General features: G+C 63.8%; 12 protein-coding genes. 8 read left to right on the plus strand and 4 right to left on the minus strand.

Going from position 1 to position 15,067, the window contains the following annotated elements:
- Window positions 1-9 precede the first annotated feature (9 nt).
- The 7 genes from E1748_RS10975 (at window position 10) to E1748_RS11005 (ending at window position 6,341) form a co-directional block, all read left to right on the plus strand.
- Entirely contained in the window at window positions 10-1,440 is a 1,431-nt protein-coding gene (locus E1748_RS10975; protein WP_133647336.1) for an aldehyde dehydrogenase family protein, read from the plus strand.
- Between the two features lie 133 nt (window positions 1,441-1,573).
- Window positions 1,574-1,972, plus strand: a complete 399-nt coding sequence (locus E1748_RS10980; RefSeq protein WP_133647337.1) for a carboxymuconolactone decarboxylase family protein — start codon at window positions 1,574-1,576, stop codon at window positions 1,970-1,972.
- An 80-nt stretch (window positions 1,973-2,052) separates the two neighbouring features.
- A complete protein-coding gene (locus E1748_RS10985; protein WP_133647106.1) occupies window positions 2,053-3,399 on the plus strand; it encodes an MFS transporter in 1,347 nt (448 codons plus the stop codon).
- A gap of 7 nt (window positions 3,400-3,406) precedes the next feature.
- A complete protein-coding gene (locus E1748_RS10990) occupies window positions 3,407-4,330 on the plus strand; it encodes an NAD(P)-dependent oxidoreductase (RefSeq protein WP_276324042.1) in 924 nt (307 codons plus the stop codon).
- A gap of 25 nt (window positions 4,331-4,355) precedes the next feature.
- A complete protein-coding gene (locus tag E1748_RS10995) occupies window positions 4,356-4,754 on the plus strand; it encodes a cupin domain-containing protein (RefSeq protein WP_133647108.1) in 399 nt (132 codons plus the stop codon).
- 34 nt (window positions 4,755-4,788) lie between these two features.
- Window positions 4,789-5,559, plus strand: a complete 771-nt coding sequence (locus E1748_RS11000; protein ID WP_133647109.1) for a carboxymuconolactone decarboxylase family protein — start codon at window positions 4,789-4,791, stop codon at window positions 5,557-5,559.
- Window positions 5,560-5,660: 101 nt separating this feature from the next.
- Complete coding sequence (locus tag E1748_RS11005) at window positions 5,661-6,341, plus strand: GntR family transcriptional regulator (protein WP_133647110.1); 681 nt, start codon at window positions 5,661-5,663, stop codon at window positions 6,339-6,341.
- A 20-nt stretch (window positions 6,342-6,361) separates the two neighbouring features.
- Here E1748_RS11005 and E1748_RS11010 read toward each other — a convergent pair whose 3' ends face one another.
- The 3 genes from E1748_RS11010 to E1748_RS11020 form a co-directional block, all read right to left on the minus strand.
- A complete protein-coding gene (locus tag E1748_RS11010; RefSeq protein WP_133647111.1) occupies window positions 6,362-7,927 on the minus strand; it encodes a methyl-accepting chemotaxis protein in 1,566 nt (521 codons plus the stop codon).
- Between the two features lie 150 nt (window positions 7,928-8,077).
- Window positions 8,078-9,409 carry a C4-dicarboxylate transporter DctA gene (gene dctA, locus E1748_RS11015; protein WP_133647112.1) on the minus strand — a complete coding sequence of 444 codons (1,332 nt, stop codon included), beginning with the start codon at window positions 9,407-9,409 and terminating at the stop codon, window positions 8,078-8,080.
- Window positions 9,410-9,571: 162 nt separating this feature from the next.
- Window positions 9,572-10,738: a mandelate racemase/muconate lactonizing enzyme family protein gene (locus E1748_RS11020; protein WP_133647113.1), complete on the minus strand. Its 1,167-nt coding sequence runs from the start codon at window positions 10,736-10,738 to the stop codon at window positions 9,572-9,574.
- Between the two features lie 117 nt (window positions 10,739-10,855).
- Between E1748_RS11020 and E1748_RS11025 the strand changes: the two genes are divergently transcribed.
- Window positions 10,856-11,767 carry a LysR family transcriptional regulator gene (locus tag E1748_RS11025; protein ID WP_133647114.1) on the plus strand — a complete coding sequence of 304 codons (912 nt, stop codon included), beginning with the start codon at window positions 10,856-10,858 and terminating at the stop codon, window positions 11,765-11,767.
- A gap of 24 nt (window positions 11,768-11,791) precedes the next feature.
- Here E1748_RS11025 and E1748_RS11030 read toward each other — a convergent pair whose 3' ends face one another.
- The gene (locus tag E1748_RS11030) at window positions 11,792-15,040 is read right to left on the minus strand and encodes an ATP-binding protein (protein ID WP_166653541.1); all 3,249 of its coding nucleotides are present in this window, start codon (window positions 15,038-15,040) and stop codon (window positions 11,792-11,794) included.
- Window positions 15,041-15,067: the final 27 nt, after the last annotated feature.

Raw genomic sequence — 15,067 nt, forward strand, 5'->3', positions numbered from 1 at the left:
CCGGCGCTGCTGGCGCATGCGGCGCAGTGCTACATCGATGGGCAATGGGTCGAACCGGCCGCACCACGCTGGTTAGACATGGTGGACCCGGCGACCGAGGCACCGATCGGCCGGCTCGCGCTCGGCAACGAAGCGGATGTCGATCGCGCGGTGACCGCTGCGCGGCGCGCGTTTCCTGCTTACGCGGAATGGAGCGTCGCGGACCGCATCGCGTTGCTGAAGCGCATCGTCGCGCTGTACGAAGCACGTGTGGATGCATTCGCCGATGCGATGCGCGTCGAGATGGGCGCACCGGCCGCGTTCGCGAGGACCGGTCAGGCCGCACGCGGACCGGCGCATCTGAATGCGTTGATCGACGTGCTCGAACGTTTCGCCTTTGACACGCAGCAGGGCACGACGCGACTGCGTCAGGAGCCGGTCGGCGTGTGCGGCTTGATCACGCCGTGGAACTGGCCGATCAACCAGATCGTCGTGAAGATTGCGCCGGCACTCGCGGCCGGCTGCACGATGGTGCTCAAACCAAGCGAGTATTCGCCGCTGTCCGCGCTGCTGTTCGCCGAAGTGCTCGACGAAGCAGGCGTGCCGCCCGGCGTGTTCAATCTCGTGAACGGCGATGGCCCTGGAGTAGGTGCGGCGATTGCCGCGCATCCGGGCATCGACATGGTGTCGTTCACCGGCTCGACGCGCGCCGGCATTCTGGTCGCGAAGCTCGCAGCGGAAACGGTCAAGCGCGTCGCGCAGGAACTCGGCGGCAAGTCCGCGAACATTCTGCTCGACGACGTCGATCTCGAACACGCAGTGACGCGCGGCGTCGCCGGATGCTTCACGAACTCGGGCCAGTCGTGCTCGATTCCGACGCGCATGCTCGTGCCGCGTCATCTGATGAACGACGCCGCGCAGATCGCAAAGCGCGCGGCCGAAACGTACCGCACCGGCGCACCGGACGATGCTTCGACGCAACTCGGACCGCTCGTCAACGGCAATCAGTTCGAGCGCGTGCAGGCGCTGATTCACAAGGGTATCGACGAAGGTGCGCGGCTCGTCACGGGCGGCCCAGGTCGTCCGGAAGGCCTCACGCGCGGCTGGTACGTGCGACCGACGGTGTTCGCCGACGTGACGCCGGACATGACCATCGCGCGCGAGGAAATCTTCGGGCCGGTGCTGTCGATGATGCCGTACGACACCGAGGAACAAGCGATCGAGATCGCCAACGGCACCGACTACGGTCTCGCCGCATACGTGCAGTCGGCGGATATCGAACGCGCACGGCGCGTCGCGCGGCAACTGCGCGCGGGTGGCGTGCATCTGAATTACCCGGCGGCGGATTTTCATGCGCCGTTCGGCGGCTACAAGCGCTCGGGCAACGGCCGCGAGTGGGGCGAAGCGGGACTGCGCGAGTATCTGGAGAACAAGTCGATCGTCGGTTACGGCAACGATTGATTGGGTGCGCGGCTGGGTCGCAAAAAATTTTGCGCTTTTCGATTGTCCGACAATCGGGCGCGCAGACAGTGGGTGAGGCATCGCACCGCATCGCGACGCGATGATCGCAGAACGAACGATGGAGATCGATCAGATGGAAGACAACGAACGTTTCGAACGCGGCTTCGAAAACCGCAAGGAAGTGCTGGGCGACGCACACGTCGAGAAATCGTGGGCGAATGCCGACGATTTCAACCGGCCGATGCAGAAGTTCGTCACCGAGAGCTGCTGGGGCGATATCTGGGGCGACCGCACGCTGTCGTTCAAGACACGCAGCATGCTGAACCTCGGGATGCTGACCGCGATGAGCCAGCACCATGAACTCGCGGTGCACGTGAAGGGCGCGCTGCGTAATGGTGTGACGCGTGACGAGATTCGCGCGGTGTTGATGCAGGCGGGGGTGTATTGCGGTGCGCCGCTGGCGCTTGCGGCGTTTCGCGTCGCGACGGAGGCGATCAAGGCATATGAAGCTGAGGTGGGTTCGGTGGGCTAGGAAGACGTAGATATAAACCGCGCAGGCGGGCCACGCGCCGCAACTATAGCGGCGCGGGATAGATACTTGGAGACAGAAACATGAAGGCACTGACGGCAAGCGAAATAACCCAAAGCGACGCAGAAAGATCGATCGACGAGAAACGACGCAGCGCAATCAAAGGCGCGTTCTTTTCCGAATTCATCGACATGTTCGACATTTACCTGCCGGTGGTCGTGCTGTCGCCGGTGCTGTTTTTCTTCCAGCCGCCACATCTCACAGGCGGCGTGCAGGCGATTCTCGCGTCGCTGGTGTTCATCACGACGCTGCTCGGCCGACCGGTCGGCGCGCTGCTGTTCGGGATGGTCGCGGACAAGGTCGGGCGGCGTAAGGCATCGATCTATTCGGTGAGCGGCTTCGGTGTCGTCACGTTGCTGATCGCGCTGCTGCCAGGCTACGAAAGCATCGGCATCCTGTCGTACTGGCTGCTCGTGCTGCTGCGTTTCGTCGACGGGATTTTTCTAGGCGGCGGTTATACGGGCGCGATGCCGCTCGCGATCGAGTATTCGAAGAAGTCGCAGCGCGGCTTTGTCGGCGGCTTCATCATCGCGGGCTTTCCGGCTGCGTACGTGACGATCAATCTCGTCGCGATGCTGATGTTCGTCATCACGCCGCTGAACGGCCCGCATTCGCCGTACGTGCAGTGGGGCTGGCGCGTGCCGTTCGTGCTCGGCGCGGTGCTCGCGGGTTTTCTGGCGTTTTACTACATCCACAAGGTCGCGGAATCCGAAGTGTGGCAGAGCGAAGCGGGCGATAAACCCGCCGTCGAAAAACTCCCGCTGTCCGATCTGCTGCGCGGCAAGAGCGCGCGCAACCTGGTGCAGGTGCTGCTGCTGATGACGGGCTTCTGGCTCACGCAGAACATCATCACGATCTTTCTGCCGACGGGCCTGTTGCTGCATACGCTGCATCTGACCGGCTTCGAGATGACGCTGACATTGATGATCACGTACTTCGTGCTGTTTTTCAGCTATATCGCGTCGGGGTTGATCGGTCAGCGGATCGGCCGACGCACGTTCTTCGTGATCGTCGGCCCGCTGATCGCGACGGTCGGTGCGGCGCTGATGTACGTGCTGTCCACCGCCGATAACCTCGGCTTGCCCGCGATCATCGCGCTCGTCTGCGTGCTCGCGGTGCTGGTCACGTCGCCGTGGGGCGTGATCGTCACGTACATCAACGAGCGCTTCGTTACCGACGTGCGCGCAACCGGCTTCGGCGTCGGTTTCAGCCTGTCCGTGATCATCCCTTCGTTCTACGCGTTCTACATGAACTGGCTCGGCGCGCTGATGCCGTTGCGCGTGACGCCGGTCGTGCTGCTGTGTATCGGCGGATTGATCGGCATGATCGGCGCGTTGATGGGACCGGAAACGAAGGACGTCGATTTCTGATTTGAATTTGAGTGATGCAACAGGGAACACCATGAACAGGGAACGCATTGGTTTTATCGGCCTCGGCAACATGGGCGGCCGGATGACGAAACGGCTCGTCGATGCTGGGCTCGACGTACTCGGCTACGACGCGACGGCGGGACGCGCGGAAGCAGCCGGTGCGCGGGCGGCTGCATCGATCGAGGAGGTGGTCGCCTTCGCCGACGTGATCCTGCTGTCGCTGCCGGACAGCAAGGTCGTCGAGGCGGTGATCGAAGGTAACGGCGGCGTGCTTGCACATGCACGTCGCGGACAGACCGTCGTCGATCTGAGCACGGCTGCCGCGAGTTCGACGATCCGGTTGCACGCGCGGATGCGGGAAGCGGGCGTGCAGTACATCGACGCCGGCATCTCGGGCGGCGCGGCAGCGGCGGAGAAGGGCACGCTGACGCTGATGGTCGGCGGCGACGCGGCCGCGATCGATGCGATCGACTGGGCCTTCAAGCCGATCGCATCGAAGGTCGTGACGATGGGCGAGAGCGGCGCGGGTCACACGACCAAGCTGCTGAACAACTTCCTGAACGCGGTGAGTCTCGCCGCGACCGCGGAAGTGATGGTCGCCGGCAAGCAGGCCGGCCTCGATCTGCACAAACTGCTCGACGTGCTGAACAGCAGCAGCGGCGTGAACTTCGCGACATTGAACCGCTTTCCGAAGATCGTCGACGGCGATTATCTGGAAGGCGGCCTGACGAGCAAGCTGATGACGAAGGACGTCGTGCTGTACATCGATCGCGTTCGCGAACTCGGCGTCGCATCGCTGAATTCGGCGGGACCGCTCGCGAGCTTCGGGCTCGCGACGGCGCTTGGCTACGGCGATGTGATCAGCAACCGGGTCGTCGATGCGATCGGCGATGCGTCGGGCGGCGTGCGGCTTCACTCATCCACTCATTGATCCAGTCATTGAAAAGGAGCAGGACATGAAGGTATTTCACGGACGCCAGGAAGGCGCCGCATCGGAACAGCGCTCGGCCACGTTCAGCGGCGTCGTCTACGCCGACCCGGTCATGCCGACGACGGACACCGTCACGATCGGCAACGTGTTCTTTTCGCCGGGCGCGCGCACGTACTGGCATCACCACGAGCAGGGGCAGGTGCTGCAGGTGACGTCGGGTTGCGGATGGATCTGCGTCGAAGGCGGCGAGCCGCAGATGATCCGCCAGGGCGATGTGGTGTGGATCGGCGCGCACGAACGGCACTGGCACGGCGCCGCGACGTCGAGCTATATGGTGCATACCGCGACGTCGCTCGGCAAAACGGTGTGGGCGGAAGAAGTGCCTGAGGAAACTTATCTGCGCTCGACTGGCGCGGTGAAGTGAGCTCGCATTTACGCATGAAAACGCAGGAGCAACGATGAGCTTGAGCGAACGGCAGCAGCAGGTGAAGGACGCGTTTATCCGCACGCATCGAACGTGGGATGCACGCTGGGAAAGTCTGCTGCGGCTCGACGCGGAGTTTGTCGACGCGTACCTGCAGTTTTCCGGCGTGTCGTGGAAGCACAATCATCTGGACGACAAGGTCAAGGCGTTCGTCGCGATCACGGTGTGCGCGGCGGCCACACATCTGTATCTGCCTGGCGTGCGGCAGCATCTCGGCGCGGCGGTGTCGTTCGGCGCGACCCGCGAGGAACTGGTCGAGGTGCTCGAACTCGCGAGCACCGTCGGCATCCATGCGGCTAACGTCGGTGTGCCGGTGCTGCTCGAAGTGCTGCAGGAAGAAGGGTTGCGTAACGAAGCAGAACCGCTCGATGCGCGTCGCGAAGCATCGAAGCAGCGCTTCATCGAGAACCGTGGTTACTGGCATGCGTCGTGGGAAGGGCTGCTCGAACTGGACCCGGATATGTTCGACGGTTACGTCGAGTTTTCATCGGTGCCGTGGCGCAAGGGCGTGCTCGAGCCGAAGGTCAAGGAGCTGATGTACTGCGCGTTCGATGCGGCCGCGACGCATCTGTACGTGCCGGGTTTGAAGCTGCACATGCGCAACGCGCTGCGTTACGGCGCGACCGCCGGCGAGATCATGGAAGTGCTCGAGATCGCCAGCACGCTCGGTATTCACGGTGCAATCGAGGCGGCGCCGCTCGTCGAAGCCGCGCTCGATCGCGCGGCGGTGATGCGCGGTGTGTAGCATGGCGTTTAGCACGGCCGCGTGTCGGCGGTGCGACGGTCGTCAGCGCCGATGGATTCTTGTATCATCCGGATGAACTATTGTCTGACGGGAATACAATAATGTCGGAAGATCTGGGCCTCGTGCGACCTGAGACGCTGCGTCACCGGGTCGAGAACGTGTTGCGGCAGGCGATCATGACCGGGCACTACGCGCCGGGTGAACGGCTCGTCGAGCGCGAGCTGTGCGAATCGCTCGGCGTGAGCCGCACGTCGGTGCGTGAGGCGCTGCGTCGCCTGGAGGCGGAGAAGCTTGTGCGCAACGTGCCGCACAAGGGGCCGGTGGTCGCGATCATGTCGAAGGAAGACGCGCACGAACTGTACGCGTTGCGCGGACTGCTGGAAGGGTTCGCGGCGCAGGAGTTCGCGCGGGTCGCGAGCGAGCCGGCGATCGAACAGTTCGGCCAGGCCGCGAAGAAACTGCGCGCGGAAGCGACCGCGCAGAATCAGGCCGGTGTGCTGCAGGCGAAGACCGAGCTATACGACGTGCTGCTCGACAACTGCGGCAACTCGCTCGTCAAGGAAGTGCTGACCAGTCTCTATTCGCGCGTGAACCTGCTGCGCGCGACATCGTTGATGCATCCCGACCGTCTGCCGACCAGCCTGCGCGAAATCGACAAGCTGCACAAGGCATTGAAGGCCCGCGACAGCGACGCGGCTCGCGAGGCTGCGAGCCTGCACGTTGCGAATGCGGAGAAGGCGGCGATGCGGATGCTGGATCAGTCGGAAGAGGATGCGGCTTAAGTTGCATCTTCCTGCGATAGTTACGCCGACACCCTGAACACCGCCACCGCCTGCCGCAGCGAATTCGCCTGCCCATCGAGCGCGGCCGCTGCAGCCGCAGCTTCTTCGACCAGCGCGGCGTTCTGCTGCGACACCTGATCCATCTGCGACACCGCGCGATTGACCTGCTCGATCCCGTCGCGCTGTTCGTCCGATGCGGCCGCGATCTCGTTCATGATCGCGGTGACGTGAGAGATCGCCTGACGGATCTCCTCCATCGTTTCGCCTGCGGTACCGACGAGACGCGCGCCCGTGTTGACCCGTTCCACCGAGTCGCCGATCAGTTCCTTGATCTCGCGCGCCGCGACGCCCGCGCGTTGCGCGAGCGAACGCACCTCGCCCGCGACGACCGCGAAGCCGCGCCCCTGATCGCCTGCGCGCGCCGCTTCGACGGCCGCGTTCAGCGCGAGGATGTTGGTCTGGAATGCAATGCTTTCGATCACGCCGGTGATGTCCGCGATCTTCTGCGAGCTGCGATCGATCTCACCCATCGTATCGACGACATTGCCGACCACCGTCGCGCCGCGCACGGCGATGTCGTTTGCGTTGCCGGTCAGCGTTTGCGCTTCACGTGCGTGATCGGCGTTCTGCTTCACCGTCGATGTGAGTTGCGCCATGCTCGCGGCGGTCTGCTGCAACGATGCGGCCTGTTCCTCGGTGCGTTGCGACAGGTCGTCGTTGCCGGCGGCGATCTGCCGCGTCGCGGTGACGATCGACTCGGAACTGTGCATCACGTTGCGCACGGTTTGCGTGAGGCTGCCCTGCATCGTCTTCAGTCCATCGACCAGCTTGCCCATTTCATCCTGCGAGCGCGAATCGTGCGCGACGTGCGCGTTGAGCTGGCCGGTCAGATCGCCAGATGCGATGCGCCGCAGATGATCGAGCACGTTCGCGAGCGGTGCCGAGATCGAACGATGCAGTCCGAGCGCGCATGCGACGCAGGCGGCGAGCCCGATCGCGATCAGCACGCCCGCGACGATACGTAGCGTGTGAAAGCGCTGCTGTGCCGCGTTGAACGCGTGCTGCCCGCTGTCCATCTTCCATGCGGCGAGCGCATCCGAACTTTTCGTGAGTGCAACCGACAATGCGGGCACACTTTTCATCACGAGGTCATCGGCGGTGGCGTGGTCGCCGCGTTTCAGCGCGTCCATCATCGGTACGATGGCCTGCTGCACGAGTGCGGTGCGTGCGGCAGTGACGGCGTCTGCGAGCGGTTGTTCTTCGGGTTCGTGCTGCTGCGTGCTGTAGTCGTGCCACGCGCGGTCCGAGATATCGAGGTAGCTCTGAGCCTTGTCGATCAGTTGTTGTGTGCCGGACGCTTCCGGATGCAGCAGCACGCGATCGAGCGTGGTGCGTACGATCGTCAGGTTCAGGTTCGCCTTGCCGACCGCAATCGACGACGACAGCTGGTTGGAATACGCGTAGTCGAGCTCGTTGCTCGAGTTGTGCATGTCGAACTGCGCGAGCAGGCCGATTGCGACGATCAGCGCGCCGAGCAGGACCATGGTGGCGCGCAGGCGGGCAGAAATGGAGAGGCGTGAGAACATGTCGGGGCGGGTCGGTGGTGATAAAAACCCTGCCGCGCGAGAACGTGCGGGCAGGTGATTTGCCGCTGGGTTGCCCCTGCTGATAACGGCATTTCAGCTGCCCGACTTGAGTGTTTCGACGAAGAAATTCCGTGTGCCGACGCGCCCGCGTCAGTGCGGATGTGCCTGTGCGGTATCGAGTGCGCCGTGGCCCACATTCGCCTGTTCGAGCGCCGCCGGTTGCAGCGTGCCGTCCAGGATGGCTTTCGCTGTTGTGCGGTCTAGTGCGCCTTCCCAGCGGGCCACCGCGAGCGTCGCGACGCCGTTGCCGATCAGGTTGGTGACGGCGCGCGCCTCGTTCAGAAAGCGGTCGACGCCGAGCAGCAGCACGAGTCCGGACACCGGAATCCGGTGCATCGATGCGAGCGTCGCGGCCAGTGCGACGAACCCCGCGCCCGCGACGCCGGCCGATCCCTTCGACGTCAGCAGCAACACACCGAGCACGAGCAGCTGGTCCCAGATGGTCAGCGGAATGTTCATCGCCTGCGCGACGAAGATGGCGGCCATCGTCAGGTAGATCGACGTGCCGTCCGCGTTGAACGTGTAGCCCGTGGGCAGCACCATGCCGACGACCGAGCGCCGGCAGCCGAGCTGTTCGAGCTTCACGAGCATCTGCGGCAACACCGCTTCGGTCGACGCGGTGCCGAACGTGATCAGGATTTCATCCTTGATGTAGCGCAGGAACTTCCAGAGCGACAGCCCGCAGAGTTTCATGATCGCGCCGAGCACGATCACGATGAATACGATCGACGTCAGGTACACGCAGAACATCAATTCGCCGAACGATTTCAGCGTGCCGATGCCGTAGCGTCCCACGGTGAACGCAATGCCGCCGAATGCGCCGATCGGCGCGACGTGCATCACGATCCGCACGACACCGAACATCCCCTGCAGGAACATGTCGAGCATGTCGACGAGCGGGGCAGTGCGTTTGCCGAGCTGCGCGAGCGCGATCGCGAACAGCACCGAGAAGAAAATCACCGCGAGCATGTTGCCGTTCGCGAACGCGCCGACCACCGTCGACGGCACGATGTTCATGAAGAAATCGAGCATCCCGTGCTCTTTCGCAATGTGCGTGTAGCTCGCGATCGCGGAGCCGTCGATGTGCGCGGGATCGATGTTCATCCCGGCGCCGGGCTTCAGCAGATTGACGACGAGGAGCCCGATCACGAGCGCGAACGTCGACACGACTTCGAAGTAGAAGAGCGCCTTGATGCCGACGCGGCCGGCCTCGTGAATGTCGTTCATTCGCGCGATGCCGACCACCACCGACGCGAAGATGATCGGCGCGAGCAGCATCCGGATCAGCTTGATGAAGATGTCGCCGAGCGGCTTCATCTGCGCGCCGAATTCCGGGCTTACGTGGCCTACGATTACGCCTATGACGATGCCGATTAGCACCTGGACGTAGAGTTTCGAGAGGGTTCTTTTGATCTGTTGCATACGAGTGTCTCCTGTCGATCGGAGTTAGCGCTTTAGCGCTTACTCCGATCCCATGCCGGAGTTGGCGCTTCAGCGCCGTACTCCGGCAGTCGGCCCCAGTCGGCGCTTTAGCTCTTACCCGGGCCCCAGCCTCCCTGCGTGCGCATTCGCTACATCAACCTCTCACTCCGCAATCTTCCGCATCTCCGCATACAGATCGCTCTTCCCCTCAAACCCGATACCCGGCAAATCCGGCATCGTGATGGTCCCGTTCTCGACCTTGACGCCATCGGGGAACCCACCAAACGGCTGGAACAGATCCGGGTACGACTCATTACCGCCGAGCCCCAAACCCGCCGCGATATTCAGCGACATCTGATGCCCGCCGTGCGGAATGCAGCGCGTGCGCGACCAGCCGTGCTGATGCAGCATGTCGAGCGTGCGCAGGTATTCGACGAGCCCGTAGCTGAGCGCGCAATCGAATTGCAGCCAGTCGCGATCCGGGCGCATGCCGCCGTAGCGGATCAGGTTGCGCGCGTCCTGCATCGAGAACAGATCCTCGCCGGTGGCCATCGGCTTGTCGTAGTAGTTGCGCAGCGCGGCCTGCAGTTCGAAGTCGAGCGGATCGCCCGGTTCCTCGTACCAGAACAGGTCGTACTGCGACAGCGCCTTCGCGTACTGGATCGCGGTGTCGAGATCGAAGCGGCCGTTCGCATCGACGGCGAGTTTCTGGCCGTCCTGCAGCACTTCCATGATCGCGTCGATGCGGCGCAGGTCGTCGTCGAGCGACGCGCCGCCGATCTTCTTCTTCACGACCGTATAGCCGCGGTCCAGATAGCTGCGCATTTCGTCCTGCAGCTTGCCCATGTCCTGACCGGGGTAGTAGTAGCCGCCCGCCGCGTAGACGAACACCTTGCGGTCCGGCACGCCGTTGCCGTAACGATCCGCGAGCAGCTGGAACAGCGGCTTGCCGGCGATCTTCGCGACCGCGTCCCAGATCGCCATGTCGATCGTGCCGATCGCGACCGAACGCTCGCCGTGACCGCCGGGCTTTTCGTTGCTGAACATCGTCGCCCAGATCTTGTGCGGATCGAGGTTGTCGCCGCTGTCGTCGACGAGCGATGCGGGATCGGCGGCGAGCACGCGCGGAATGAAACGCTCGCGCATCAGCGTGCCTTGACCATAGCGGCCGTTCGAGTTGAAGCCGTAGCCGATCACCGGCTTGCCGTCGCGGATCACGTCGGTGACCACGGCGACGAGACTCAACGTCATCTTGCTGAAGTCGATATACGCGTTGCGGATCGACGAGCTGATCGGTACGGTTTTTTCCCGGATTTCGACAATCTTCATTTCTGTTCCTCTGGACGGCTGCGCGACGGGTGCGCATCAAAACGATAAGAGGCCACCAGATTACGTCGTGAAGGACGCGTTAGAATTCAGCCGGATTCACTAGAGATTTCATTTTTTGTGAAAACTGACGTCACGTCCGATTTCGCTTTTTTCGTGCTGCTGGCTCGCTACGAGAGTCTGTCGGCGGCTGCGCGTGCGCTCGATCTGACGCCGCCCGCCGCGACGCGCCGGCTCGCGCAGATGGAAGAAAAGCTCGGTGTGCGGCTCGTCAACCGGACGACGCGCACGGTCAGCCTGACGCCCGAAGGCGAGACCTACCTGGAGCACGCGACGCGTATCCTCGCGCAGGTGCGGGAGATGGAGGACGCGGTATCGAGCAGTCGCGCGTCGCCGCGCGGGCTGCTGCGCGTGAACGCGACGCTCGGCTTCGGACGCACGACGATCGCGCCGCTCGTGTCGAAGTTCGCGAAGCGTTTCCCGGATGTGGAGGTTCAGTTCGAAGTGACGGACCGGCCGATCGATCTGGTCGAGCACGGCTTCGACGTCGCGATCCGCTTCGGCGAATTACCGGACCAGCGGCTCAACGCGCGCCGCATCATGTCGAACCGGCGTTTTCTGTGCGCGTCGCCGGCGTATCTCGAACGTCATGGCACGCCGTCGAATGCCGCCGATCTCGCGAGCCATCGCTGCATCGTCCATCGACAGAACGACGACGCGTACGGCATCTGGCGTTTCGTGCGGGACCAGCACAGCGAGGCCGTGAAAGTGCACGGCAATCTGTCGAGCAACGACGGCGACATCGTGCTCGGCTGGGCGCTCGATGGGCACGGCATTCTCATTCGCTCGGAGTGGGATCTCGTGAAGTATCTGAAGAGCGGCCGGTTGAAGGTCGTACTGCCGGATTTCGTGCTGCCCGATGCGGATCTGTTCGTCTACTATCCGACGCGGCAGAATCAGCCTGCGCGAACGCGTGCGTTTATCGATTTTCTGGTCGAGCATTTCGAGCCGCAGACAAGCGCGCGAAACTGAACGCAACTGTCGCGCGATGCGCGGTCAGCGGCTTTCGATTCCTGCGGTACAGCGGGCGATTGCTGCTTCGACGAGCGTTTCTGTTGCCGAGAGTGCATCGTCGCGCTCGGCGGCGCTCGCGGTACCGTAACGCTGTTCGAGGGCCCGCAGGGTGCGGCCCAACTCTTCTTCGCCGACGATCAGCAGCGCCCCAGCCATCTTGTGCAGGACGCGCATGAGTCTCGTTGTGTCCGCTGCGGCGTGCGCGGCACGCACGGCGGCCCAGTCGGTCGACAGACTGGTGGCGAGCAGGCGGGCCACCTCCTGATCTGGCGGAGGCGCGTGACGCGTGCGTGCGCTTGCCGGGTCGTCAGGAAAACAGCGGTTGATCGCTGCGCACAACGCTACCATCGACGATGGCTTGATCAGTACGTCGGCAATGCGGTGCCGGTATCCGCGAACCGACTCTTCCCAGCCGATGTCCGCCGTGGTCAGGATGACCGGCGTGTCGAGCGCGACAGTCGCGAGTGCTTCGGCGAACAGGCGCTCGTCCGCCTGCGGCATGCTGAGGTCGGTGAGGATCAGATCGTAGTCCTCGTTCATCACGTGGTTCATCCCTTCGTCGCCGTCGGCGGCCACGTCGACGCGGTCGATGCCGAGCGCCGCCAGCTGGCTGACCAGCACGTGCCGGCAGACGGTATCGTCATCGGCGACCAGCACGCGGATCGCGCGCAGATCGTTGCGTACCGATGCGAGGCTCGGCGTCTCGATGTGCGCGAGTGCGTCGTCTGCGTCACCGGCAATCGCGTTCCACGCGACGCGCGTCGCGTCGAACGCATACGCGGACACGATGTACGCGCCGCTGGCGACGATTTGCGGATGCAGCGGCCCATCGTCGGCGACGACGAGATGGACATCCGGCATCGCAGCCTCGGACGGCACATGGCTCGCGACGAGCACGCGCAGTGCGCCGCGCGTCTCTGCGGCTGCCGCGAGCGCATCGGCTGCGGGGATCACCTGAACCGGCCATCCGGCTGCGCCGAGCACGTCGACGAGATCGTTCGGACAATCCGCGCGATCGAGCACGACGACCGCTCGACGGCCATGCGATGCGGGCCAGTCGTACGGTGTGTCGGGCGTGCCGCTCCACGCGAGCGGAATATGCAGCGAAAAGGTGCTGCCCACGCCGGGTGTGCTGCGTACGTGGATCTCGCCGCCCAGCAGATCGCAGATTCGCTTGCACAGCGCGAGTCCGAGTCCGGTGCCGCGCAGCATGCCCGTGCGCGACGACGACGGGCTCTGTACGAACGGGTCGAAAATGCTCGCGAGGTCGCGCGACGCGATTCCCAGGCCCGTATCCGACACGTCGATCTCGACGCAGTCGCGGCTGTCCGGCATGCGCGCGCGGCGGCACGACACGCTGATCCGGCCTCGCGGCGTGAACTTGAGCGCGTTGTGCAGCAGGTTCAGCACGACCTGCCGCATCAGGCGTTCGTCGCCGAATGCGCGTGCGCCGTCGTCCGCTACCGAATAGTTGATGCGCACGCCCTGCGCGGTAGCCAGCGGCAGCGACGACAGCACGACTTCTTCGACGAGCGTGCGCAGACTGAAGAGTGTCGAACGAGGTTGAAACAGTTGCGCGTCGATCTTCGAGAAATCGAGCGCGTTGTCGAGCAGCGTCAACAGCGAACCAAACGATTGCCGTACGACGCTCACGCGTTCGCGCTGCCGGAAATCCGCCGACGCGTGCGCGAGCAGTTCGAGGTTGGACAGCGCGCCATGCAGCGGCGTGCGGATCTCGTGGCTCATGATCGCCAGAAAATCGCTCTTCGCGCGGTTCGCTTCCTCGGCGGTGGTCTTTGCCTCGTTCAGCAGCGCTTCGGTCTGACGGCGTGCCGTCATGTCGTAGATCGCCAGCAGCAGGATTTCGGTGCCCGCGTAGAGCGTCGAACGCAGCGCGAATTCGTAATGCCGGGGTTCGCCGGCGCGCACAATTTCCATTTCGACGACCAGTACCGGGTGCGTGGCGAAATCGTGTCGGTCGAGACGGTTGGAGAGCGTCGTGAGAATCGCGTCGCGATCGGTTGCGAGCAGCTCGCGGGACTGGGCGTTCACCAGCACGAAGTCGCGGGTCTCGCGCCTGAGCGCGGCGAAGCCGATCGGCAGCGACTCCACCATGGCCTGCTGGAATATTGCGCTTTCGCGGCCGCTTCTCGAGCGGCGTTTGATCGGCGCCAGCACGCGCCGGTTGAACACCACGATCATCGACCAGACGCACACGAGCAGCGCGGCTAACGGCAGGAGTTCGGTCAGGCCTTCGCGCCACATGCCAGCCGCGATCTTCGCCGTGCTTAGCGGATAGACCCAGGTCCAGCGCTGTCCGGGGAAAGCACGCGTCAGATAGAGCGTCGTTCCGATCCAGGTTGTGCGCAACCGGGCAGGGTCGTGCGACGCAACGGCTTCCAGCGTCGCGTGCTGGTCCGGCTCGCGCGCGAGATGCCCCGAGAAATCGACGATCCCGTTGGGATACACCAGTGCAAGCGTACCCAGCGTCTGCGCAGGAACTTTTGCGGCAAGCAGCGTGTTCAGCGGTACCGAGCGAACGAGGATGGCTTTTTCTTCGTGAGGCAGGCGAAGCAGCCTCGTATAGTCCAGTTGATACTGGCGGATGGCCGGGTCGAAACGTGGCTCGATCCACAAACCGTGTTCGACGCTGCGTCCGCTGCGCTGCCACTCGACAAGCGCCTGGCGGATGCGTTCGGTGCGATCCTCGATGCGCGCGTCCGCACGATAGTCCGTCGGCCGATGCTGGTTTGTCAATTCGGCCAGATATCGGCCGGCAGGATCGACGAGCGACACGGGGATCGGCGTGCAGAACCCGCACGTGTGCAACATCCACTTCCAGACACTGCGCGACGTTTCCGACGCACATGGCAGATTCGCGAGATCGCCTGCATGGGCCGACACGTAGATGTCCATCGAGCAATCGGCCGGCGTGACTGCCTGCATCGGCTCCCCGGCATGGGCGTCGAGCCGGTGTCGTTGGTCCTGTTCTTCGAGTGCGCCGTAGAGATCGGCGACCCGCGAGATGCCGCTTCCGATCCGCAGCAATTCGGCGTCGACCGCGTCGATCTGCGCATCGAATTCCACGATCTGGCGTGCCGCATAGTCGTCGACTTCGATGACGACCATCGTGTATGCAGTGCCGAGAATCGCGACCGTCAGCAACGCGCCGCCGGCGTACAGGATCGTCGTCGCATAGCCCTCGGAATCGCGCCTGCGTAGACGCGACACGATAGCGTCCAGTGGTCTCCAGAAGAA

The sequence above is a fragment of the Paraburkholderia flava genome, from assembly GCF_004359985.1.
GTDB classification, from domain to species: domain Bacteria; phylum Pseudomonadota; class Gammaproteobacteria; order Burkholderiales; family Burkholderiaceae; genus Paraburkholderia; species Paraburkholderia flava.

Excerpts from the sequence above, each read along its gene's own strand:
- dctA (WP_133647112.1), bottom strand. The coding sequence starts at position 9,409 with ATGCAACAGATCAAAAGAACCCTCTCGAAACTCTACGTCCAGGTGCTA.
- E1748_RS10985 (WP_133647106.1), top strand. The coding sequence starts at position 2,053 with ATGAAGGCACTGACGGCAAGCGAAATAACCCAAAGCGACGCAGAAAGA.
- E1748_RS10980 (WP_133647337.1), top strand. The coding sequence starts at position 1,574 with ATGGAAGACAACGAACGTTTCGAACGCGGCTTCGAAAACCGCAAGGAA.
- E1748_RS11000 (WP_133647109.1), top strand. The coding sequence starts at position 4,789 with ATGAGCTTGAGCGAACGGCAGCAGCAGGTGAAGGACGCGTTTATCCGC.
- E1748_RS11005 (WP_133647110.1), top strand. The coding sequence starts at position 5,661 with ATGTCGGAAGATCTGGGCCTCGTGCGACCTGAGACGCTGCGTCACCGG.
- E1748_RS11020 (WP_133647113.1), bottom strand. The coding sequence starts at position 10,738 with ATGAAGATTGTCGAAATCCGGGAAAAAACCGTACCGATCAGCTCGTCG.
- E1748_RS10995 (WP_133647108.1), top strand. The coding sequence starts at position 4,356 with ATGAAGGTATTTCACGGACGCCAGGAAGGCGCCGCATCGGAACAGCGC.
- E1748_RS11010 (WP_133647111.1), bottom strand. The coding sequence starts at position 7,927 with ATGTTCTCACGCCTCTCCATTTCTGCCCGCCTGCGCGCCACCATGGTC.